Source organism: Methanoplanus limicola DSM 2279, from assembly GCF_000243255.1.
GTDB classification, from domain to species: Archaea; Halobacteriota; Methanomicrobia; order Methanomicrobiales; family Methanomicrobiaceae; genus Methanoplanus; species Methanoplanus limicola.
Window position 1 is genome coordinate 1,464,974 of the sequence record NZ_CM001436.1, and the last position, 23,155, is coordinate 1,488,128.

The window sequence follows — 23,155 nt, forward strand, 5'->3', positions numbered from 1 at the left end:
TGATATCAGTCTTCAGGCCCTACAATTACAAGATAGACTTTCTTTCCAAGGTGTTCCTTTGGACAATCAACCTTCGCACTTGTTCCAAAGGGTGTAACTTTTCGAATGTAGAACCCCTCAATGTTTTTGACATTAAGTTCAGTTTCTGCAACAATTGGTACTTTTTTCACAGATATCTATTAGATATCTAAAGTATATATAACTTACGATTTGAATCAAAATAGCGATATTTCCAGAAAAGTGATTCAAAAAAATGGGAAATTAGGATATTGCTTCAGAAGACTGAACATTTACAAAAATTCTCTTAATATTGTGGTTTTAGTATCCGCTGCCGGAACTATATGTCATTCTTATCGACAGTATATATCATCATATTAACTACCGGAAATGCTCTGAGTTCCCCCATATTTTTCAGATCTTCCTCCAGACGTTTGAGGTCAACAGGTTCAAAATCCTCCCTGCTGTGCACCTCTGAAAATCCTTCTTCAGTGTATTCTGCAATTATAAGGCGTTTTGAGGAGACACGCCGGAATTCAGATATGGCCTTATTTCTGATTCCTGTGGGAAAATGGTGCAGGGCACAAAAGCTGATGCAGACATCGAATGCATCGTCGCAGTAGCAGAGATCTGCTGCATCCTCCTCTTCAAAACTGATTCTGTCTGAAACACCCTCTTTTATTGCATACTCCTTCCATAACCGGAGTTCTTTCCGGTCAATATCAATGGATGTGACGGTGCAGCCATAATACTTCGCGGCTATGGCGGAGAGTGGTCCTGCACCTATATCGAGTATTTCGAGGTTGTTTACCCTGGCGAGATCAAGAACCTTCTTCCTGACCTTTACAAAATCTTCTTCATTCCAACACTTATTTTCTTCTGCGGAATCTCTCATTGTCATCTCTCTTAATTAATTTTAGCCTGTTTTTTGGATATTTTTTATGTAATATGTGGGGCCGGATTCAGGGTTTTTCCAGGTGTCCCTGACTGAATCCCGGCCTTAAGGAAAATCCCCGGACTGTTATGCCTGTGTTTTCTCTATTCCAAGGTGTTTATACAGTGCTTCCGGTCCCGGTTCCCTTCCGAGGAAATTTTTGAGAAGTGTCATTCCGTCCTGCATATTGCCCTTTGAGAGAATTTCGTTGCGGAATTTCATTCCGGTTGTCTGGTTGGTCATGCCGTTCTCTTTGAATTCGTCAACAATTTCCATTGCATAGACCTTTGACCAGAGATACCCGTAATATCCGGCATCATACCCACCCATCATATGACCGAATGAGGCCGGCTGATGTATCCCGGCAGGTGGTCTCGTTCCTGTCATCTCCTCATATGTCTGATACCAGATCTCAGTTGCATTTACAGGTCCCGCAGCAGTGTGAAACCGCATATCCTCAAGGGAGTTTATGATCAGGCGGCTGTATTTACTGCCTGACCCGACATTCCGGGCGTCAATAACCCGTTCACACAGTTCCGCCGGAATCTTTTCAGAGGAGTTATTGTAATGGCCGGATATTGATCTTAACACTTCTGGGTCCCATGCCCACTCCTCAAGCGTCTGGGAGGGTGTCTCAATGAAGTCCCATTCTACATGAAACCCGGAGAGACTGCCATATGGAGCATCTGTCAGAAGGAAGTGCATTGCATGCCCGGCCTCGTGAAAGAGTGTCTCTATCTCATTAACTGTCAGAAGTGACGGCCTCTCTTCTTCCGGTCTGTGGAAATTGCCTATGATTGTCACAACCGGAACTGAGTATCCGTCGTCCTTCAGCCTCCCGGTTATAAGCGGAGAGGCACAGAAATGCCCGTATTTGCCCTCACGGGGATAGAGATCAAGATACATATATCCTATAGTCTCATTGCCGGTTGCGTTCTTCACCTCGTAAAGCTGCACGTCAGGAGACCATACGGGCGCATTCTCAACCCCGGAAAATCTGATGTCAAATAGGGTACCATAGGTGTTGAAAAGTCCCTGAAGAACTGTTTCCGCCGGAAAATATTCTCTGACCTTCTCTTCATTATATGCATACTGCTCTTTTTTCTTTATGTTCTGGAGGTATGTAATGTCCCAGGGACTGACCGTTGCTGCTTCAGGGTCAGTACTCCTTTTGACTGTAAGGAGTTCTCTCATCTCACCGGTGTATTTCTCCTTTATGGGTTCTTTCATTGATGCCAGAAATTCCATGACATTGCCGGTGTTCTCTGCCATTCTGCCGTCAGTTTTATAATCTGCCCATGTGGAGTATCCGAGTGCCTTAGCAATTTTCTGCCGGAGAAGTATTGCTTCTTCAAGTAGAGCCGTGTTTGTATCTGCCTGCCGGTTATTGTATGCCCCGTACATCCTCATTCTCGTTCTCTCATCTTCGGCATATGTCATAACCGCAAGATAGTCGGGAGATTTCGTGGTGACAAGGTATGTTCCCTGAGGAGTTTTTGCAAATGTTTTGACTGATGAAAGCGGCACCCCGGCAAGCTCTTCAGCGGTAAACTCAAGTGTGGTGTTGTCACTGTTCAGGTTGGCAGAATACCGGGTTTCAAGCTGTCCGAGTCTGTTTTTCATCTCACGGACCTCTGAAAGCTTTTCTTCCGGAAGTTTAAGCCCGTTCTTTTCAAACTCCCTGATTATTACGCTGTAGAGGCGTGCTTCCTCCGGATTACGTGGCTTATGCTCCTTAAGTGCATCATAAAGATCCCGGCGGGTATAAACCCCAGTTTCGAAAGTATATGCTGATTCTTCACAGGATGTGCCTTCCGCAGCTATTTCTGCATCAGGATATACATATCCCATCAGTGTCAGAGGACCGATGGCATCTGAATAGTCCGTCGTTATCCGGTCAAATGCAAGGACTGTGTTGTCAAAGTTCCGCTCTTCCGGGGGTATTTCAGCAATGGCATTCAGTGAGACATCTGCGGCCTCTTCTGCTTCCTCAGTAAGTTGTGTAATCTCTCCGGGGGAGTAATGGGCCTTTATGGGACTGTTTTCTTCCGGAAGTTCAGTTCCTGCTGTCTCCTCATCTCTTGTATTCTGGAGGCATCCTGCTGCCATGAGAAGTATAACGGTCAGGATAATGATAAATGAAAAACTGTATCTAAGAAATTTATTGCTGTCTTTATGCATAGGAAATCAGTATTCTGATATTTTTCTGAAGGGGGATAAAGAATATTATCTGTGCAGGACAAAAAGAGGAGAGGCCGGCCGGTTTGTGTGTTAATCTCCCTTCAGCGGTTCCTCTGATTTTAAAAAATGTAATTCTTTGTTTGCTGTCTGTTTCCCTGAATTTTCGGGATATTTTCAGTTTTTATACGCATTGTGGCTGTGGTTACTCACCATCTTTTAAATGAACATCCATCTGTGGGAACGGGATCTCTATTCCTTCTTCGGCAAATCTGCTTTCTATCTCGAAGTTTACGTGATCCTTTATGTCCCATGACATATTGAACTTCTTCGCCCAGACGAGCATCATGAAGTCAAGACTTGATGCCCCGAATTCCAGGAAATAAACGGATGGTGCGGGGTCGCTTAAGACATAATCTGTGTTTTTTATGGCATCACCGGCAATTTCATAGAGTATCTCCTTTACTCTTCTGACATTACTTCCGTATGCTACGGATACCGGAATCCTGACTTTAAGCTTCACATCCGGCATCGCGTAATTTGTGATGATGGTATTGGAGATCTTTGAATTTGGTATGGTGAGCATCTGATGGTCAAGTGTCTTAAGACGTGTTGAACGCGGGCCTACAGAAATTACATCCCCAAGTTTGCCCTCGATTTTTATTCTGTCGCCTATTTTGAAAGGTTTGTCAACCACTATTAAGGCTCCTCCGAAGAAGTTTGAGATTAGGTCCTGTGCTGCGAGTGCTATTGCTATTCCGAATATTCCTCCGGCTGCAAGAAGTGGAGTTATATTAATCTCAAGATAGCTTAGAATCAGGAGGAATCCTATGAACCAGATGATGTACCTTGCTGAAACCTCCAGTACATCAATTATTTTATCATCCAGGTCGCTCTCAGTCTGATCAGATACCCATCTTCCGTAAAGGCATATAAAACTCTCAGCAAATGTGGCCGCGATCCAAGTTGCGAAGATGATGATCAGTGTATTGAAGTATCTGCTGCTCAGTATCCATGCATAATCTGCGGGAAAGGGGATATACTGAAGGGTGATAAAGACTGTTGATACTAATATGCCAATAATCACCGGTTTTTTTAGTGACAGAATCAGTATATCGTCAAGTTTTGACTCTGTTTTTTCGGCTTTCCTTTCAAGTACCTTAAAAATCCTGTACGTGGCATATGTCAGAATTATGCCTGTAAAGAAGATTGCCGCTGCGATGTTAAGATCTGCCATTTGGGTTTACAGGTTTGTTTTATAAAATATTTTAAGCTATATTTTGTGATGAATATTCTTTGTGTGGTTGTTGTTTCCGGCCGGAATTATGATAATTCCGGGAAAAATAGTTTTATGCTGATTTCACAGCATCGTTTAGTGCACAGATTTTGTTTTCATCCTTCACGTCTTTTCTGTCGAATATAAACCCGCCTGCAACTTTCACTCCCTTCTCTTCAAGTGCCTCTGCAAGTTTTGGCAGTGTATCTCCGGGCTTTCCTCCGCAGGTGGCAAAGATTACTGCTTTTTTTCCTTCGCACCCTGAAAGAGCCTGTACTGCTGCATTTACAGCAGGTGCTGCCCTGAATGCCCATACAGGAGTGCCGATCACAATTACATCCGATGCGGAGACATCAATTGATGCCGGTTTGATCTCATCACATTCACCTTTTGCTGCCCGAAGGCATCCGAGTGAGTAAGCGGTTATCTTTGAATATGGCTTTTTTGTCTTAACTTCAATTAGATCACCTCCACATGCCTGCTGAATTTTTTCTGCCACTCCGCGGGTGATTCCGGTGTATGAATAGAATATAATTGCCGGTTTCATTTTTATTTCTCCTCCTCTCTGGATACTGCTTAAGTAATCTGTTCTTTTTACTTTCTGCAATTAATACCTATGTGTGAGTAATTATTATGAACATTAGCATCAGTAAAATATACTGTGAATGATCCGGTATACTCCGGTGACCTGCGGGTAAAATAGGTTTTTTAATTCTGTTGGACTGTGAAGGCCGGTAATCCGGTAATCTTTCTGGTCGTCAACCGGCTGTGGAAGCGTTTCAGGGTAATGGTATTATGTGCATTTGTTATGACCACAATTCTTCTGAGTGTTCATGATTCTCCGGCTGACATTTGCCTCTCTTCTGATCGTGTTTATCCTGCCTGTGCTCTCAGACCTGACCGGAAATGTATTTTTCCACCTGTTTGCAGGCTTTCTTGGAGTGATAACAGGTTTTCTTGCATTTTACCTGGGAATCGGTGCTGTGATTAATGAGGTATTCGGGAGAAGGATTCTTCCGGTTTAATCCATATTTTCAGATATATGTCTGTGCGAATGCAGCGTGGTCCTGATTTAATAGATCTACGTGAAATTGCACCGGCACAGCAGAAAATACAATTGTATTCCTGACTGGCACTGATGAGCTATTATATTAGATCAGATAATTGATTCTCAGAAAAAAATTGAGTTTTGTTTATGCGTCTATATGCTTTTGGTATAGATGCCTGAACCGACAAGCCATTCATCGTTAACCGGTGTGACATAGCAGAGTTTTAATCCGGAATCTCCTGTTTCAGGGTTGAAATATTCAGCATAAACAAAGCCTCCGCCACGCTTTGCAGCGGATATCTCCCATCTGATAATTTCTACTCCGTAGGTGTCGGAGAACTCGAGCCGGTTTGTGCCGATAAGTTCCGGCTGGAACGGAAGTGCCAGCGTGGCTCCATCATATTCGTAGGCAAAGATGTAATTTGCACCGTCTGCGAAGGTCCCGTTAAGGTCATTGAAATCGGCAATTGCCTCTTCTTTATCGTTTGCCTGCGCATAATCCCGTGCACTCTTCACTCTTTTAACAAGTTCGTCTATCTCTTTCTCATTGAATACTGCGGGAATTTCCGGGAGGTAAATCCCTGCCCCGACAAACCATTCGTCATCAACCGGCATTACATATGAGAGTTTGAACTCTTCTTTATAGTTATCTTCAGGATTGGGGTATATGTAGTAGAGTGAACCGCCGCCTTTTTCTGCTGTATCAATTGCTGCTCTGATAAATTCAACGCCGTTTGCATCAGTTATTTCGGCACGGTCTGTTCCCAAAAGCTCCTTTTGGTAAGGGAGTGCAATTACCGTTCCGTCTGTCTCATATGCAAATATGTACAGTTCTTTGCTGATGAAAGATCCGTTTACGTTATTGAATTCATTTAATGCAGCTTCTTTTCCGTGTTCCTTTGCGTATGCAGCGGCATCATCCACAAAAGCTTTAAGATTTTCATATCGTGAGTCAGTCGTTTCCGGAATATTCACCGGCTCAGCTGCTGCTTCGCCTTCGTTTTCATTTCCTGAATAAGTGACTACAACCCTCCATTCAGCACCGTTAATTCCGGCTGTCTTCCAGGAGGCTGTCTTTGTGACATTTTTGTTCCAGTTTTTGTCCGAGAATGTATATTCCGCTGTTCCGGACGGCTCCTTAAGAATCCGTTTTAGTACTGTCTGGAGATCCGGATTGCTGTACATCGTATCGGTCATAAGGTTGTTGCCGATCTCCTCTTCTTTGGTATCATAGATCAGGGTTCCGTCTGTCTGTGCAACCCAGATATCATATGGCGTATTTTTAATGACCGGAATTATCTGTCTTGCAAGGAATGTGTCCGGTTTGTAGGTTATATCGGTGTATCCGAGGTATTCGCCTGATTCTGAGAATACCGGAGAACTCTGTGATATTCCGGTGAACCCTTCTGCCATTGTAAATACATCACTTACAATCGGTATCTGCTCTCTGTTTGCGGTCTGAACCTGCGACTGCCAGCTTAAATCCTCACCTGCAACGTCTGCGTAGTTTTTCGGCATCGCTGTCAGGACTACACCCTCTTTTGATATTATCAGTGATGAAACCGCCCACGGATAACTGAGAAGGTTTTCTGAGAGGATTTTTTCAGCCGAATCTCCTGTGAGTCCTGCTTCTGAGAGGGCGGCACTGTTTCCGGAAAGGCCGCTGTTTATCTCTTCCAGTCCTGCATTTATGGACTTTGTGAGTTCTTCTGCAACGGATTCCATAGCGTTTTCTGTTTTTGTGTCATTTGCAGTGTTGATTCCGTTTGTCTGTGTATCGCTCTCCTCTCCGGTGCACCCTGCAAAAGCAGTTATAATTGCCAGAATCAGAAGAACTGAGATGATTGAATATTTTTTCATGAAACCATTTCACCTGTAAATATTTTTACCAGAATATTCTGACAGGTATTCCCGTCCCTGTCTTACTGTTAATATGTATGTTTTACGGATATGAAGTTAGCTGAATATCAGAAGAGTTTTTTTGGATATTATCATTGGTGATCTTTGTGTTAGACGGGACAGTACATCTCCCGTTTCTCCGGTACACAAAGACCCGTTTCCGGCTCAGATTGATTTTTTTGGAATCAAAAACTCTCTTTTATGCAGATTCTATTTTTTGTGCGATGATAATAAGGAATTCTCCGTCTCCAAGACGTGAATCACTTCCGGGTACGGCAAGGGTTCCGTCACTGTTCACTCTCATGAAGGGTTTTGTCCCTTCAGGTGTTCCGCCATCTTTTGGCTGTTCTCTGCTGTCGATGGCCCTGAAACTATATCCGTTCTCAAGCATCTCCAGCAGTTCATCCTCCATACGACCAAAAAGGCCGTACGGAGTTTTCGTCAGTATGTCAATTTTCCCTTCAAAAACCCTTCTGTCCTGCATATCCCGTTCCGTTCCGAATATGATCATATTTTCCGGTCCGACAGAGTCAATAAACGCATCCTCCGCTGATCCGATGCTGTCTTTATTTGAAGAAGCTATCAGGAGCCACGCAATTTTCATCTTAAAAAAATGTGCATCGTTCAGAATTTCTTCATCCCCCAGATCAACCAAAGAACCGGTATAGGATTCAAACGGTATCTTTCCGGAGTCCGCAACACTCTGAAGTCTCTTACTGCCCGGTGCCAGCAGCATAACCGTTGCTCCTGCTGAATGCAGGGCTGATGCCAGATCGAGAGCCCAGCGCTGTTCCCCATAGATTGCAATTCCGGTGGGTTCCGGGTCTGAAATATTCAGGACACGGGAGAGGACAGGAGTTCCCAGTCCGTAGATAACTACTGTGGACAGTATCACAATGAAAACAATGGGAACCATCCCGGGAAAATCAACCCCGACTTCGGTTAAATTAAGGGCGAATAATGAAGCAGTAGCCGCAGCCACAATACCACGCGGGTGCAGAGCCCCGATAAATATCCGCTGTGCACGGCTGTAACCCAGACCATGGGTGGCCAGGAAGGCTACCAGCGGCCGGGCAATGAGTACATATACCGCCACCAGAGCCAGGGCGGGTAACAGATACTCTCCCATGGCAGAGAGATCAACCATTGCAGCCAGCATGATGAACAGAATGCCGATGATAAGCGGTTCAAGTGTTTCAGTCAGGACCCGTATGCTGCCAAATGGTGTCAGGCGCTGGTTTGCTATGACAAAACCCATGGTTAACGCGGCGAAGAGACCTGCCTCTGAAAATATCAGTTCCCCTACGGTGATAACCACTATCCCCAGCATCAAAGCAATGAGGCCGCTGAGTCCTTTGGGTATATTGCGTGTACGATCCGCGTACGTGTAGGAAAGAGCTGCCGCAATACCAAGAATCACGCCCACTGCCATGGTCAGAAATATATCCAGGAACGGGTTTGGATTCTCAGCAGTAATAAAGCTGATCGCGGCCACCGCAAGAGCAGCACCAATCGGGTCAATAATAATGCCTTCCCATTGCAGAACCGTGCCTACCGGCTCCTTTGGGCGGGCAAAGCTGAGGATTGGCCCAACCACGGTGGGACCGGACACCACCAGCAGGGCAGAGAGGAGAAATGCCAGTGGGAAAGGGACATTAAGGAGTAAGAGTGCGGCCGCAGTACCGATGGCCAGTGTCAAAACCGCCCCGGAAGTTACCAGCCGCCAGACAGAACGGCTCACACCGGACTGCAGGTTATTCAGACGAAGTTCCAGTCCCCCCTTTAACAGTAAAATTCCAACACCAATTGTCACCAGTGGAAATAAGGCATCTCCAAAGATTTCCTGTGGTTTAACAAGCCCCAGTACCGGGCCGGCAATCATACCGGCCGGCAGAAGAAGAAGGATTCCCGGAATTCTGAATATCTTTGCCAGCCACTGCATTGAGATGCCAAGACCGATGATAAGACCCAGACCAATATAAATTAATTCACTGCTCATTCAAACCACCCATGTTGGATATTCGCACACCAACAGCCCGGAAAAACAGGAATTATCAGTTCTTTCAACTCCGTTTTGCATTAAAATCAGTCCCATCCATTGTGTACCTGGCCGTTTTCATCTCTGATACAAATGTTGTCTCATCTCCGGTTCCTGTTTCCTTTAAATAATTCATATTTTTCATTTGAGGCCCGATTTATTATTGTTCTATATTAATTCAGTTTTTATGGGATGAGGAAGTAATCCTGCCTCATCCTGAATAGATTTCAGAATATGGGTGGAGAATGCGGAATCTGGAAATTAACTAAGACCTCATGAGGCTGTTGCGTGAATAAAAATTAATAGACAAATGAATAAATGATTAGCACATTTGGGCAAAGTATTGGCAAACAATAAACAATTGTCGTGCGAAATTATCTTATTGTCTACAGAAAAGTAACCGTGCAACAGTCTCTCATGGTGGTTAATATTTCGTTATATCACTTTCTTCCCTTTTATCCTGGATGTCACATAATGTCCTGTGAAAATCCCTATATAGAGAGATAGTTTCATGATTCTTTCTCGTTGCTCTTTTAAAACCAAATTTTTCATAAAATTCAACGGAATCATGCTTTGAATCTACAGTGAGGATTCTTACACCTATATATCCTGACAATACAATTGCAATCTGCATAGTCTTTAAAAGCATTGCACGGCCAATGCCCTGCTTTTGATAGTGGCTGTCAGTTGCAAGTCTTGCAATTTTTAATGCTGGATATCTGCGATAAGGATACTCAAAATTTCCATCATCAGAATGAATTGCTGCAACTTCAATACTGTCACTTACAAGAGTGAAATATCCGACAACATTATTTTGCAAGTGGATTAACCGGGTTACAGCCAGTCTTTCTTCCTGATAATGGATTGCATCTGTATACAAAAAGTCATTCAGATCCGGGTTGTCACATTCAAATCCTGATATATCTGTATTTGGATCTATTATTGAAAAAGAGAACTGATTAAAAGGAATTTTCATACTTCTGAAGAAGTGCGTGAACGTTTTGACAACCGCAATGCTTCTTTAAGAAGTTCTCTGCCTTCTTTGGTATCATCCGGATGTTCCATATACTCATGAAATCTTCGGGCATCAGCACCTTTTAAAGACAAACCCAGTTCAATTTTTTTTGCCATTTCTCCCTCGCTTTGTTATATTTATTCTTTCTACATTGTTATGTGGAAGATGTAAAACGTAACTGTATTGTCTGTTATTATTAATATTAATGTCTGTTTCTCCCGGAAAATTTCAGGAGCCTGTCCTGGCATTGCGCAGGTCCGCGATCGAAAGGCTCAAGCCGGGGTTTTGTCAGAATTAATACCAGACGATTTCATAAGGTTTAACATTACATAGAAATTACTCTTTATATTGATGGGAATTTTGCCTGGTAATAACAATAAGAATCCTTCAGGGGATTTCAGACAGAAAATAATGCTCGCTACGGTCTGCTTCTCGATGCTTATGATATCGCTTAACAGCACAATCGTGTGCGTTGCCCTCCCTACGATTGCCGAATCTTATCATGTTTTTGCAGACGATGCCTCATGGGTGGTCCTCGCATACCTGCTGAGCCTTACAGGGACTCTTATCATATTCGGGCGGCTGGCGGATGTAAGCTCTCCAAAGCGGATATTTATAACCGGACTTGGAATCTTCGGGTTCTTTTCATTTATGTCCGCTTTTATGCCGAATCTGGAGCTGTTAGTCGCAGTCAGGTTCTGTCAGGGAATCGGTGCAGCAATGCTTGTTTCTGTCGGCGGAATTATTGTCAACAGATTTTTACCTCAGGAATCAGCCGGGAAGAATCTTGGACTGATGACATGCGCAATAGCTGTCGGTTATGTAGTCGGTCCGCCACTGGGGGGATTTATCAGCAGTTTTCTCTCATGGAACTGGGTTTTTTTAATCAGCGTTCCTTTGGCCGTAATTATACTGCTCATTGCCTCATTCATAATTCCGGAAATAAAAAAACAAAAAGAAGAAGGACTGCCAATCGATCTTCCTGCTTCGGCCCTTTTTTTTGCCGGCATGATATTATCGGTTGTCCTTCTGTCATATGCCGATCATCTCATCAGAAATCCGCTCCTCATGGTGCTGATACTTGCCATTGCAGCAGCATGCTGGGTAATATTTATCCGGAGGGAGAAAAGATCAAACTGTCCTCTTCTTCCCCTGCACCTTCTTGGCTCATCCGGGTTTGCACTTGCAATCCTGGTGTGCCTCGGAAACGCCCAGATGGATGCAGGTTCGGTATATCTCTATCCGTTTTACCTTGAAACAGGAAAGGATCTTTCTGCATGGACCTCGGGACTTTTAATTTTGATCTTTGCAGCCGGCATGGGCGTATTCGGGTTTTTATACGGGAAAATTTCCAGCAAAAGAAGTTCGGAGCAGATCAGTATCATAGCCTCTGTGATCCTTTTGCTATCATTTGCAGGTGCATTGATAAGTATGTTTTCTCCCGGCCTTTTTATGATTGCAGTCGCTCTGTTTCTCGGTGGTTCGGCAATTGGACTGCTTACAACTGCTAACAACCACATCGTCACTGCAAAAACTCCGCCTGAATCACAGGGAGTTGTATGGAGTATGATAATGACGATAAGCGGTCTTGGCTCTGTCACGGGGATTGCGGTATTCGGCCTTCTGTTCAGCATATTTGTGGGTGATACACAAAAAATATCTGAGCTCACACAGGAGATTAATCCTGGTGGATTCGGTGTACTTTTTGTATACGGAATGATTGTCTCGATCCTGCTGATAATAGCAAACTACATTCTGGCAGGAGAGAAAAAAGATAAAAATGAAGGTAAAAATGAATTTGTGAAAGAAGAGATCAATACCTGAATTCTGGAGATCTCATTATAATAAATCCTTTTCTGGCCGTTACGGTTTAATGCCTGATATGAACATTCTCTCAGAGTCTTCAGAAATATCCCCACCTTTTTCATCGATTATAGATATGTCCCCAAGTCCGCCTGCAATCATCATAATCCTGTACACTGAAGAGTAGGCACCGGCGGACTGCTCACCGGGAAGACTGCTGCCCTCTCCCTGAGATACCGGAGCTTCAACAACCAGTTTTCCTCCCGGTCTCAGGAAGGTTATGTACCTGCGAAGTGTGAGCGGATCGCGTTTTTCATTGAACGGGCCCGGCCCTGTCAATATAATGTCGAAGCGACTTTCGAAGGCCATTTCATTCAGGTCCAGGTTCAGGAACTCTCCGGGAATATTGTCGGCCTTAAACTTCTCCCTGGCTGTTCTGACGCTTTCCGCATTATTGTCTATTCCGGTAATCTTCAGCCCCTTTCCCGCGAGAACCCTGATCATTTCCCAGTCATTGCAGGGGCAATAGAGAATTTCCTCGCCGTCTTTGAGATTTAAATGAGTGAATATCAATTCTGCATCCGATATGCACTCTCCCTGCTCTCTCACGATGCCGGATTTAAGGCTCTCTCTGAATACACTGTCTATGCCGGAATTTTCATCCGCCTTTTCATCGAGTTCATAAAGCCGGTCCTGTGCAAGATCTTCAAGATCAGATATTGTCCTGTAATCCGCAAGCAGAACATCTTCTACCGGGTGCCTGAGGAATATAAGCCCCGGAGCCGTCTGAAGATCAATGGTATCTTCAAGATTCCCCGACTCTATCAGATGGACCAGATTTCCGCTGTGCATACTGGGAAGTTCGCACAGCAGATCAAGAAGCGGTATCTCCTTAAGCTGCCCGCTCCTGCCTGATCTTAAGACTTTCATCATCAGGTGATTTTTAATTGTATATTTATTTTCAATCTCCTCCATGAATTTTTCAGGATTCACGTAAGAATCAATTGCAAGGTCCACCTGGTTCTGTCCGATGCACTCATCCATCAAATCGGGCGGCAGTGAACCTCCCATTACCCTTAAATTTGTTTCTATCAGTCTGGGGCCTGATTCGGTCATCATTATCTCCGTGTGTGCGGGTCCGCGTGTTATTTCAAGGGCTTCGAGAGTGCTGAGAGTATATGATATTATCTCATAAAGGGGATCTCCGGGTTCAGGGTACGGCAGGAGCCTTGCATAGTCATATATCTGCGAGATTCCGGGGAGGTAGATCTTTTTATATACCCAGAAATCGGTCAGGAGATGTCTTCCGTTGTAGCTTACGGTATTGACGATATATTCCGTGCCTTTAAGATACTCCTCCGCAAGTACAGTGTTGTTTTTGTTCCCAAACAGATCGCTGGTTCCTGCCAGATCCTTCCATGCCGTTTTCAATTCCTCTTCATTCCTGCATATATGAACCCCTACTGTTGCTGCACCTTTGTTCGGTTTTATGACGATAGGCCATTTGCCAAGTTTTTCTGCCCATTTCAGGAGGTCGTCTTCAGATTCGGCTTCATGATATGCCATAGTGGGCACACCTGCCTCGGTCAGGGCCTTTTGCATCAGAAATTTATCCTTTCTTGCAGCACGTTTATTCTTGCCGTTTCCGGGCAGATTCAGCAATTCGGCAAGTGCTTCGGCAAATTCTACTCCGGAATCCGCTGCGGGGATAACTGCAATAATATTACAGCCTTTCAGCTTCTCTGCAATCTCTTCCGGGTTGTTATCGCTGACCAGCCACTCTGAAAAGACATCTCCCAGTTTGTTCTTTGTCTCTTCCATCTCCGAGCGGAATACAGGTGACATATCAGGGGTGCTTACCACATGGATGATGTCGTAACCGCGATTGAAAAGTTTCACCGGAAAGAATTTTCCCGTGGAAAAAGCATCAATGATTACGACTGCAGGTTTTTGTTTCTCTGTCATGGTCATATTATCTAATTTTTAGTTTGTGCTATTTTTAATTATAATATTGTGGTCCGGCGATTAAAAACGGATTTTCAATTTGAAATTACAGAGATAACCGGATTTAGTCAGATTGAAGAGATCTGTCGCCTGTCAGTTAAAAAAGGTCTATGAAAAAGTCCGGTTCCACGCTCAGATGGTAAAAAAATTTATTTTATAAAATCTGAAAGTGCTTCATTATCCGAGTCGTAAAAATCAAAAATATTGTTAAATCCGGATACAACGAATACATCCATGACAAAAGGTTTTAATCCGGATAATTTTATGTCTCCTCCTGATAGCTTTACTTTTTTCGATGCCAAAAGCATTACTCTAAGCCCCGAGCTGCTGATATAATCCACTTCATTCATATTGATTATAATCTTCTCAGAACCTGATTCTATAGCCTCTTTCAGATATTCATCGAGAATACTTGAGTTTTGTGCATCTATCCTGCCTTTGACCATAATAATTTCAGCTGGTTCCGATTTTTTCCGGTTAATTTCCATGATATTCATTTTCTAATCGGAACAGATAATATCTTCCTGTTTTTTCAGTTATGCGAAAGGAATCATCATCTATTTATCATGTTTATACAATTGTAATAATAATGGCAGAACGGCAAATCTGGAGTTCACGAACGACATTTATCCTGGCGGTGGTAGGCAGTGCCATCGGATTGGGAAATCTGTGGAGATTTCCTTATGTCGTTTACACGAATGGTGGAGGGGCTTTTCTCATTCCGTACCTGATTGCACTTCTTACCATAGGAATTCCTCTTCTTATTCTTGAGATGGGAATCGGCTACAGGACTCGATCCGGTGCTCCACGTGCCTTCAGCAGGCTACTTGGGAGGAAGTATAACCTGTTTGGATGGATGATGGTTCTGGTCGCATTTTTAATTGTTACATATTACGGAGTGATCGTCGCCTGGTGCGTTGATTATACTGTTTTCTCTATCAATCTTTCATGGGGCTCCGATCCACCGGCTTTCTTTTATGATTCGTTTCTAAACATTTCGGATGCTTTTGATGGAATCGGCAGTATCGACATTGTTGTTATAGGTGGAGCGATCGTTGCATGGCTCTGGATTTACGCATCTGTATTCAAGGGTGTCATATCGTTAGAGAAGATGCTCTGGATCACTGTGGTTCTGCCCTGGATTCTTATCATTGTTTTCGTGGTCCGCGGCATCACGCTTCCGGGAGCGATGGACGGGCTTGCTTTTTACCTTACACCCGATTTCCGGGCACTTCTGAATCCGGATGTCTGGGTTGCGGCATACGGGCAGATCTTTTATTCACTCTCACTTGCAACTGGGGTAATCATCGCATATTCACGTCTTATCGGTGAAAAGCAGGATCTCGTCAAGAACGGGATCATCATCGCCCTGGCTAATAGTTTCACCTCGATCTTTGCCGGGCTTGCGGTATTTTCAACTCTTGGATATCTTGCACATACCAGTGGTGTTGAGGTAACTGAGGTCGTGAAAGGAGGAATTGAACTGGCCTTCATCACTTACCCGTCCGTTATAAATGCCCTTCCTATAATGCCTGAACTATTTGGCGTTCTTTTCTTCCTGATGCTTGTAAATCTTGGTATAAGCTCGTCTTTTTCCATAGTTGAGAGTCTGAATGCCGGAATTCTGGATTACGTAAAAAAGCCGGAATGGGTGGTAACAGGTGTGATCTGTATAGCCGCGTTTATAGTAGGCATCATTTATATGACGAATGGGGGTCTGTATATGATTGACCTTGTAGACCACTATCTGATGGCTTACATCCTGCCGTTTATCGGGCTTTTAGAGGTGGTATTCATAGGATATCTTTATGGTGCCCCAAAAATGAGGACCTTTATCAACAGGTACTCAGATCTTCATCTGGGCAGGTGGTGGGATTACTGCATTTGTTTTGTCGTGCCCGTTTTTTTGATCTTCGCTCTTTGTCTCAACGTTTATGAAGGTATATTCCAGCCGTATGGAGGTTATGAGATGCTTGACAATATAATCGTATACCTGCTTATCGGCGTGATTTTTATTCTTGCAATATTCATGTCCCGGCTTATCCGTAATAGTGATGATGATGTGGACTCCGAAGTGCCGGGAGATATGGATTCAGAGCATTGAGGGATGGTTTTCTCATGGGAGACAAAATGCCGGAGATCATAAGCAATTGCTAAAGAAAATTACTATCCTCCTGTTTTTGACGAATGAATAAATCAAAACAGATGGATTGACTTCTTTACAAAACGCCTCTGTTTTTTAACTCAAAGAAGCAGCGTGCACATGCCCTGACATCGGCAGCTGCGTCATGTGCGCCAACAAACGATTCTCCGAATAATATTTCATGCAGTTCACTAAGTTTCGGTGTTTTATATCCGCCGTTCTTTCTTGGCAGTGCACAATAATCCTTAACCGGTTTTGGTCTCATTGTGCATACTGACTCTTTATCCTCTATCCCGTTTTCGATGCCATATCTGGCTAATTCTGCACATACAACCGGATAATCAAAACTAATGTTATGGGCAACCAGACATCTTGATTTTTGGGCTTCGGCACTGAATACACTAAATACCTCTTTTCCCGGAATTCCAACTTTTAGTGCTTTTTGTCTTGTAATCCCATGAACTTTTACGGTCTGCATGGGTATACTAAAGGTCAGCGGGTGCACAATTGCATCATATGAACTCATCTCTTCCCCTTCTTCTGAATATCTGGCAAAGGCAATCTGAACAACCCTCGGCTGGATTATTTCATTGTTTGACGGATCATGGCTGCGTCTTGGAAATCCGTTGGTTTCGACATCGAAGAAGAGATACATTATGCACAATTTTCGGAGAGCATTGTATTTGTAGGTATTTGATTCGGAAAATTTAAACGGCATAACCAGAGTTTGGGATCTGTGAGAGATCTGAGGAAATTATCAAATAACAGAGGCGTAGTATATGAGTTTACTATGTCTGGGGAAAACGAAGTAATCAAAGCAATAATGAACCGGAGAAGCATCAGGAATTATCAGGACAGGGAGGTTCCTGACGAAGTTATTGAAACGATTATCAATGCCGGCATACATGCACCGTCTGCCCTTGCACTTCAGCCGTGGAGTTTTGTTGTAATTAAGGACAGGACACTTATGAACAAAGTTTCGGACTATGCAAAGCCGATTGTCATCGAAAGCCTGAAAAAGGCAAAGACAGGCGGGATGACGAAAAAGTACCTTGAGATGGTCGGGGAGGAGGGATTTTCTATATTTTACAATGCACCGCATCTTCTACTTATTCTCGGCCGGAATGATCTATTATATTCTGATATCGACTGTTCCTTATGTGCTGAGAATATCATGCTTGCCGGAGCATCGCTTGGGATAGGGACATGCTGGATCGGTTCTGCAAAAACCGCAGAGAACAGTCCGGAACTGATGGCAGAACTTAAAATTCCGGACGGCTGCCACATAGTCGCCCCGATAATATTCGGCTACAGGGCAGAAGAGCCTGAAACCCCTGTGAAAAACCCGCCGGAAATTACCTGGCTGAAGTGAAAACACAGGCCATATTGAAGGTTTGGTTATACTTCCGATGCAGGTTCTGTTTAGATAGTTTATCTGTCAGCGTCTTCAGATTAAGGTAATATTCCGGGTGCAGGGCTTAAAATATTCATCAGCCCGCTCAATGATCCCGGAGATAACACTGCCAATGAAAATGGATATGTTAGTGCCGCAACAAGAAATGAGTGAATGTATAACTTTTTTGATCTCCAGATATTCTCTCTTTTATCTTCGACCCATTCATCTTTCTGAAGGTAAAAGTCACCAAGCAGGTGTGCTATAAACATTCTGAGAAACACTGCCTGAACTGCAATGATCATTGTTCAGCTCCGTCAATTAATTCTCTATACCTTTCAATCATCACTTTAAATGAATCAAAATTTGCTGAATTTAATTTTGATGATACATTGCTCTGGCTGATATTGAGGATTTTAGCTGTTTCAGTCTGGTTTTTTCCGGAGAGTGTATAATAAACAACCTCAGCCTGATTTGATGTCCATTTTGAGATTACTGCGTCCAAAAGGGCACATTCAGTCTTTAGTTCTCTGTTTACTTCCGGAAAATTCGTTTTGATAACCGTTTTTTGTCTTTTTTTATCCATCCTGTCAAGTTCCGGCCCGGAATTTCTGAATGCTTCGCCATCGGAACTGCTAATATTTTCTTCATTATAGTGATCTATGCCCCCTACACCAATGGCGATTCTTACATCAGGTCTGATCTTACTTTTGGAATCAAATTTGCGGGAAATGATATAGGCTCTGATGATCAATGCAGTACTAAGGGCATCTCCTGGTGAAGGCAGAACCGCCTGAAAACTATCTCCCCGGAAGATTTGATAAATAAGCCCTCTCTCTTTCAAAATGCTTAGTATTTCCCGCAGGCAATTCACATAGTTGATTCTGTCTTCTTCTTCCAGTTTTGAATAGTCAGTTAAATCTCCGGTTAGAGCTGCAAATAATCTTTTACTCATCTTTTGTCTCTCTCTCCAAATATCAACTGATAATATGATAATATTGCATTATAGTGTTTTATTGTAATATTGTGCTGTGGCATGATATTTATGATTTATCATGTTCTAATTGGAAATCTGTGAAAGTAGAAGAACCTGATACTCCTGTTAAGAACCCACCGGAGATTACCTACCTGGTTAAAGTGAAATTCCGGATGATGTGAATTGCTGAATTCAGTGAAATAACAGTATAGCCAGTCGTGAAGCAGAATTTATCCGGCATGATTTCAGTCATTATGTTCTGAACTGTCCCTGTGTTGGTTCCGCCCGTCTCCATTCATTTTTAAAGAGAACAGTCACATATTATTCTCAGAAAATTGGTGATGAAATGGACAGAAATGTATATCTCTATGTATGCCCGGGCCTCGCTGACTGGGAACCTTCACTTGCTATAGCAATGATCTCCAGCCTCAATACTGACCTCCCAAAGATAAGAAGTTATAATATCATTACATTCGGGCTTACCGGAGATCCGGTTAAAACTTCCGGCGGAGTTACCATCCTTCCCGATTGTGATGTGGATACCGTAGATCTCACCGAAGCGGCGATGGTCATTCTTCCCGGTTCATCGCAGTACGAACGTGACGACCCTGCTCAGCTGGTCCCGCTCATCCGGAACTGTATCAATAATAATATCCCGGTGGCGGGGATATGCGGCGGAACACTGTTTCTTGCAAAACATGGATTTCTCGATACTGTCAGGCACACAAGCTGCGGGCAGGAGTGGCTGAAAGAGCATGCCCCGGATTACCGTGGAGAGCACCTGTACGAGGCCGTGCCGAGTGTAAGCGACGGAGGCATCATCACGGCAAATCCCTTGGGTTTTGTCGGTTTTGCCTGCAATATCATAAAAGAACTGGAAGTTTTCACGCCGGAATTTCTGGAAATCTGGCATGGTGCGGTTAAATCCGGATATCTGGATGTGGATCAGTTTTAGGACAAAAAAGCGACCGGCCTGATACTTCCGGTGAATATCTTTTTTTTATTCCTGCATCTTTCCGGCAACAAGAGAGAGCAGTGCCTTTGCATCCTCCTTCTTCTGTGAATAGGGAACTTTCCCGATGAACTCAAGGAATTTTCCGGCTGATGCTTCTCCGATGCTTTCCGATGCAGCCTTAATTATTTTTTTGTATGTTCTTTCCGGATAATAGATCTCAGAGGCAGTTTTCAGGATTATATCGCTCTCATCCGGAGTTATGATTCCTTCGTAAACAGCCCTCTCAAGGTTTATTCTTATATCAATCAGAGCATCGGAGACTGCTTCCCCGGTAAACGGATCACAGGCAAGTGCAACCTCATCATCAGACTCAACAACACCATCCCTGTACATCTCAAATACCCTGCCGATGCCTGTCATCCCGAAATCCTCAAGTTCACACGCACGAAGGGCACCCATCGAGGACGCACCGTAAACTTTAATTCCGGAATTTAACAGCTTTAAAACCTCACGATGGCCTACCGAACAGTCCTGAAAGAAGAGGCCGTCTATTATGCAGACTATCTTTGGCTTTTCTGCCATTACTGCTTCAAGATCACCGCGTTTAACAGGAGGGCGGTACTCCGCAGGAGGGGTGGGCAGAATCTTTTCTGCCTCAGTTTCCGGCAGACTTGGCCCGAGAAACACGACTGCGTCTGGCTTCATTGCACCTCTTTCCATACCTCTCATTGTCCATCGCAAATACCTCAAGTCCGGGCACTACAACTCTCACAACACAAACTCCGATCTCATCCATTGTGAGATCTGAGACAATTATCCTCTCAAACCCGGCACTATGCAGCTTTTCAGAGAGATAGTTTATGTCTGTCAGGAAGTCATCAGACTCAAAGGTGTGTGCGGACGAAAAATCAGAGAACTCTGAGAGATCAAACCACTTCTTATTAAGCCTCTTTGTCCTCTCATACCCAAGATTTACCCTGAATGAAGCTTCGGTTGCATTCTCCCTTGCACCGTGAATCTGGGTTGCACGGCTCTGTGCAACCTCGGTGACCGCCCTCATTGCAGCGACCGCAGGTGAGAGGTGCGTTCCCATGCCTATGCAGAGAAGTGCCGGGTCTTTAAGCTTAACATCATCCGCAACCGCAGCAACGGTCGGAATTCCCAGGTCACTTGTGATGTCCCTTAATATTACATCAACATCGTTCTCTGCAAATGCCGAGATCATACCGTCAAGAATCTCATGTCTGAAATTCTCAATGACCGGCCCTGCATTTCCTGATGCCTCAACAACCGACCAGGCATCCCTCTCAACAATCTCGCAGAGGGCATGAAAAACCGCCTCTTCAGTCGCATTTCCGGATGCGATACCATTGGTTCCTGTCCGGAAAAACCTCACACTTCCGTGAGGCACAGGATGAAATACCGCATGTGCCGGGACTAAAATCTCCTCATTACTTATTATGTCATATCCGGTTGTCCACGGGATTGGTGAATCCGGGTCAATTCCACGGGGAAGGATAAGATCTGCCGGGTTCACAGCCGAATCTTCGCCCAGTGCTGAGAACTTCTCAGTAATCAGCTCACGGCCGTTCACCTCAGCTGAATATCTCTCAATGCCCTCCATAATGGCAGAGACCTTTGCGGCTGTATGGGTTGCCCCTTTTCCGTTGTACACCGAAATTGCACCCTCGGCTGCACCGGGTCTCATACAGGAGTATACCGGAATTCCAAGCCTGTCAAGTTTTGTGATGTCAGCAACCCTTGTAATGCCGCAGGATCGTGCCAGAGGTTCAACAATATCGAGCGTCTCTTCAGGGGATTTTGTCCTGTGTGTGCCGCCGCAGTATTTCTTTTTGCATGGTCTGAGCTTCAGTGATGCCACTCCTCTTCTCCTCCTGCTTTGATGTCCTTCTTCCATATCGGCACAAATCTCTTTATTTCCTCAAGAATGAAACTGCACCCTTCAAATGCCTCATGCCTGTGTGATGCCGAGACCTGAATTACGAGTATCGTCTCTCCGACAGCTAACAGTCCGTTTCTGTGGATGATATCAATTGATAGTAGAGAATACTTCTCCTCTGCCTCAGCGGCAATTTTATTCATATCCGAAACTGCCACCTCATCAAAGGACTCAAAGTCTATCGCTTCAATGCCGTCATCCCTGACAGTCCCGACAAAGATTACAAATCCGCCTGCAAGAGGGTTTGCAGCCTCCTTAAAGAGTGCTGCAATGTCAATATCCTCCTTTGTTATCTCAATTCTGCCCATATCTCATCCTCCTGAAACCGGCGGATAGATAATTATCTTATCCCCGTCTTCCGGAATTATCCCATCCGCAGATTCAGCGTCCACCCTCTGACGGTTCAGCATTATTAATACATCATCACGGATTTCATCGCCGTCAAAGAGCGTCTCCCTGCTCTTCTTCTCTTCCGCAAAAATGAGTAAAGCCCCTTTTATTGTGGTCCCGTCCGGAAGGCTTACCTCCCCTCCCGGGCCGAAAACATCCTTATATCTTGCAAATGCCTGAAATTCCACTTTCATCCTCAAAAATCTCCTTTATCTATTATTTTACCTCATCCCTGAATATTTTATGATTTTACTGCCGGAATCATTTTACTGCCATTTTATCTATATATCCGGAACGAATTCCTTATTGCCGCATACAGGACAGTTTGGAGCACGGCTGATCTCAATCCTCTCGGCAGTGCAGTATCTTCCGTCCCAGAGCATAAGAACATCCTCAAGTCCGCCTTTATCTCCCGTAAGGACTCTTACCGCCTCACCTGCCTGAATGGCCCCTATAACACCGGCGGTCGGGCCGATAACCGGGAATATCTCTGTTTTACCTGATGCCGGGTAGAGGCAGGAGAGGCATGCTGTCTTATGCGGGATAACGGTTGTTGCCTGGCCGGACCATCCCGAAATTCCTCCGTGGACCAGCGGAATATTCAGGTTTACCGCTGCCCTGTTCAGGACCTGCCTTGTTTCAAAGTTGTCAAGACAGTCTATTATAATATCACAGCCTTTCACAAGCCCGGAGACATTATCCTCACTTATTCTCATATCAATGCCGCGGATGACAACATCCGGATTCATTGAGGAGAGCTTATCTGCCGCAGATTCAGTCTTTCTCCTGCCTATGTCCTTATCATGATGAAGAAACTGCCTGTTAAGGTTTGAGAGATCAACCGAATCACAGTCGGATATTGTAATCTCACCTACCCCTGCAATTGTGAGATATGTCGCAACCGGACTTCCAAGCCCGCCTGCACCTGCAATAAATGCCTTTGAACCGGAGAGCCTCTCCTGCCCCTCCTCCCCGAAGAGGAGGATCTGTCTCTTATACCTCTCGGAATTTATCTTCATCACCTTTAAGTGTCGCAATCCCGGAAATATATGTAATTTAACAGCTGTTGTGGTTATTAAAGATGAACCCGGCAACTGCTGCATATTTCCGGTACACAACTATATATTGAATCTGCTCAAAGGGGTA

24 protein-coding genes are annotated in these 23,155 nt (G+C 44.2%); 5 read left to right on the forward strand and 19 right to left on the reverse strand.

Annotated features, from left to right (window positions below):
• Window positions 1–5: 5 nt before the first annotated feature.
• The 5 genes from METLIM_RS16080 to METLIM_RS07140 form a co-directional block, all read right to left on the reverse strand.
• Window positions 6–170, reverse strand: a complete 165-nt coding sequence (locus tag METLIM_RS16080) for a DUF2080 family transposase-associated protein (protein WP_004076083.1) — start codon at window positions 168–170, stop codon at window positions 6–8.
• A 167-nt stretch (window positions 171–337) separates the two neighbouring features.
• Entirely contained in the window at window positions 338–892 is a 555-nt protein-coding gene (locus METLIM_RS15525; RefSeq protein ID WP_004077275.1) for a class I SAM-dependent methyltransferase, read from the reverse strand.
• Window positions 893–1,018: 126 nt separating this feature from the next.
• Window positions 1,019–3,112 (reverse strand): M3 family metallopeptidase, encoded by a 2,094-nt coding sequence (locus METLIM_RS07130; protein ID WP_004077277.1) that lies wholly within the window; start codon window positions 3,110–3,112, stop codon window positions 1,019–1,021.
• Between the two features lie 202 nt (window positions 3,113–3,314).
• Complete coding sequence (locus tag METLIM_RS07135) at window positions 3,315–4,346, reverse strand: mechanosensitive ion channel family protein (RefSeq protein ID WP_004077279.1); 1,032 nt, start codon at window positions 4,344–4,346, stop codon at window positions 3,315–3,317.
• Between the two features lie 112 nt (window positions 4,347–4,458).
• A complete protein-coding gene (locus tag METLIM_RS07140; protein ID WP_004077281.1) occupies window positions 4,459–4,932 on the reverse strand; it encodes a flavodoxin family protein in 474 nt (157 codons plus the stop codon).
• Between the two features lie 286 nt (window positions 4,933–5,218).
• On the opposite strand from METLIM_RS07140, the gene METLIM_RS07145 reads away from it, so the two are divergent.
• A complete protein-coding gene (locus METLIM_RS07145; protein ID WP_048145738.1) occupies window positions 5,219–5,410 on the forward strand; it encodes an acetate uptake transporter in 192 nt (63 codons plus the stop codon).
• Between the two features lie 176 nt (window positions 5,411–5,586).
• Here METLIM_RS07145 and METLIM_RS07150 read toward each other — a convergent pair whose 3' ends face one another.
• The 4 genes from METLIM_RS07150 to METLIM_RS16910 form a co-directional block, all read right to left on the reverse strand.
• Window positions 5,587–7,293, reverse strand: a complete 1,707-nt coding sequence (locus METLIM_RS07150) for a cache domain-containing protein (protein ID WP_004077282.1) — start codon at window positions 7,291–7,293, stop codon at window positions 5,587–5,589.
• Window positions 7,294–7,531: 238 nt separating this feature from the next.
• Window positions 7,532–9,331 carry a cation:proton antiporter gene (locus tag METLIM_RS07155; protein ID WP_004077283.1) on the reverse strand — a complete coding sequence of 600 codons (1,800 nt, stop codon included), beginning with the start codon at window positions 9,329–9,331 and terminating at the stop codon, window positions 7,532–7,534.
• Window positions 9,332–9,794: 463 nt separating this feature from the next.
• Window positions 9,795–10,346, reverse strand: a complete 552-nt coding sequence (locus METLIM_RS07160) for a GNAT family N-acetyltransferase (RefSeq protein WP_004077285.1) — start codon at window positions 10,344–10,346, stop codon at window positions 9,795–9,797.
• The gene (locus METLIM_RS16910; RefSeq protein ID WP_004077286.1) at window positions 10,343–10,501 is read right to left on the reverse strand and encodes a hypothetical protein; all 159 of its coding nucleotides are present in this window, start codon (window positions 10,499–10,501) and stop codon (window positions 10,343–10,345) included. The genes METLIM_RS07160 and METLIM_RS16910 overlap by 4 nt, the downstream gene beginning before the upstream one ends.
• A 295-nt stretch (window positions 10,502–10,796) precedes the next feature.
• Here METLIM_RS16910 and METLIM_RS07165 point away from each other — a divergent pair, with 295 nt between their 5' ends.
• Window positions 10,797–12,209 (forward strand): MFS transporter, encoded by a 1,413-nt coding sequence (locus METLIM_RS07165; protein WP_217178006.1) that lies wholly within the window; start codon window positions 10,797–10,799, stop codon window positions 12,207–12,209.
• A 39-nt stretch (window positions 12,210–12,248) separates the two neighbouring features.
• Here METLIM_RS07165 and METLIM_RS07170 read toward each other — a convergent pair whose 3' ends face one another.
• Window positions 12,249–14,159 (reverse strand): ATP-grasp domain-containing protein, encoded by a 1,911-nt coding sequence (locus tag METLIM_RS07170; RefSeq protein ID WP_004077288.1) that lies wholly within the window; start codon window positions 14,157–14,159, stop codon window positions 12,249–12,251.
• 182 nt (window positions 14,160–14,341) lie between these two features.
• Complete coding sequence (locus METLIM_RS07175) at window positions 14,342–14,689, reverse strand: STAS domain-containing protein (RefSeq protein ID WP_004077289.1); 348 nt, start codon at window positions 14,687–14,689, stop codon at window positions 14,342–14,344.
• 41 nt (window positions 14,690–14,730) lie between these two features.
• Here METLIM_RS07175 and METLIM_RS07180 point away from each other — a divergent pair, with 41 nt between their 5' ends.
• Window positions 14,731–16,296, forward strand: a complete 1,566-nt coding sequence (locus METLIM_RS07180) for a sodium-dependent transporter (protein ID WP_083824942.1) — start codon at window positions 14,731–14,733, stop codon at window positions 16,294–16,296.
• Between the two features lie 115 nt (window positions 16,297–16,411).
• Here METLIM_RS07180 and METLIM_RS07185 read toward each other — a convergent pair whose 3' ends face one another.
• On the reverse strand, window positions 16,412–17,053 hold the full coding sequence (locus tag METLIM_RS07185) for a 3'-5' exonuclease (protein ID WP_004077291.1): 642 nt from the start codon (window positions 17,051–17,053) through the stop codon (window positions 16,412–16,414).
• A 72-nt stretch (window positions 17,054–17,125) separates the two neighbouring features.
• Here METLIM_RS07185 and METLIM_RS07190 point away from each other — a divergent pair, with 72 nt between their 5' ends.
• Window positions 17,126–17,707, forward strand: coding sequence for a nitroreductase family protein (locus METLIM_RS07190; protein WP_004077292.1), 582 nt, complete (start codon window positions 17,126–17,128; stop codon window positions 17,705–17,707).
• An 80-nt stretch (window positions 17,708–17,787) separates the two neighbouring features.
• Here METLIM_RS07190 and METLIM_RS07195 read toward each other — a convergent pair whose 3' ends face one another.
• Together METLIM_RS07195 and METLIM_RS07200 are read right to left on the reverse strand one after the other, a co-directional pair.
• The gene (locus METLIM_RS07195; protein ID WP_004077293.1) at window positions 17,788–18,033 is read right to left on the reverse strand and encodes a DUF3307 domain-containing protein; all 246 of its coding nucleotides are present in this window, start codon (window positions 18,031–18,033) and stop codon (window positions 17,788–17,790) included.
• Window positions 18,030–18,683 carry an RNA polymerase sigma factor sigma-70 region 4 domain-containing protein gene (locus METLIM_RS07200; RefSeq protein ID WP_004077294.1) on the reverse strand — a complete coding sequence of 218 codons (654 nt, stop codon included), beginning with the start codon at window positions 18,681–18,683 and terminating at the stop codon, window positions 18,030–18,032. The genes METLIM_RS07195 and METLIM_RS07200 overlap by 4 nt, the downstream gene beginning before the upstream one ends.
• Window positions 18,684–19,050: 367 nt before the next feature.
• Between METLIM_RS07200 and METLIM_RS07205 the strand changes: the two genes are divergently transcribed.
• Complete coding sequence (locus METLIM_RS07205) at window positions 19,051–19,659, forward strand: type 1 glutamine amidotransferase family protein (protein ID WP_004077295.1); 609 nt, start codon at window positions 19,051–19,053, stop codon at window positions 19,657–19,659.
• 45 nt (window positions 19,660–19,704) lie between these two features.
• Here the strand turns inward: METLIM_RS07205 and METLIM_RS07210 are convergent, their stop codons facing one another.
• The 5 genes from METLIM_RS07210 to METLIM_RS07230 all read right to left on the reverse strand — a co-directional run bounded on the left by METLIM_RS07210 (window position 19,705) and on the right by METLIM_RS07230 (window position 23,028).
• Window positions 19,705–20,364 carry a TfuA-related McrA-glycine thioamidation protein gene (locus METLIM_RS07210; RefSeq protein ID WP_004077296.1) on the reverse strand — a complete coding sequence of 220 codons (660 nt, stop codon included), beginning with the start codon at window positions 20,362–20,364 and terminating at the stop codon, window positions 19,705–19,707.
• Window positions 20,315–21,541: a YcaO-related McrA-glycine thioamidation protein gene (locus METLIM_RS07215; RefSeq protein WP_004077297.1), complete on the reverse strand. Its 1,227-nt coding sequence runs from the start codon at window positions 21,539–21,541 to the stop codon at window positions 20,315–20,317. Before METLIM_RS07215 ends, METLIM_RS07210 begins: the two co-directional genes overlap by 50 nt.
• Window positions 21,529–21,927: a molybdenum cofactor biosynthesis protein MoaE gene (locus tag METLIM_RS07220; RefSeq protein ID WP_004077298.1), complete on the reverse strand. Its 399-nt coding sequence runs from the start codon at window positions 21,925–21,927 to the stop codon at window positions 21,529–21,531. The genes METLIM_RS07215 and METLIM_RS07220 overlap by 13 nt, the downstream gene beginning before the upstream one ends.
• A gap of 3 nt (window positions 21,928–21,930) precedes the next feature.
• Complete coding sequence (locus METLIM_RS07225; RefSeq protein ID WP_004077299.1) at window positions 21,931–22,203, reverse strand: MoaD/ThiS family protein; 273 nt, start codon at window positions 22,201–22,203, stop codon at window positions 21,931–21,933.
• Between the two features lie 87 nt (window positions 22,204–22,290).
• The gene (locus tag METLIM_RS07230; protein ID WP_004077300.1) at window positions 22,291–23,028 is read right to left on the reverse strand and encodes a HesA/MoeB/ThiF family protein; all 738 of its coding nucleotides are present in this window, start codon (window positions 23,026–23,028) and stop codon (window positions 22,291–22,293) included.
• Between the last annotated feature and the right edge of the window lie 127 nt (window positions 23,029–23,155).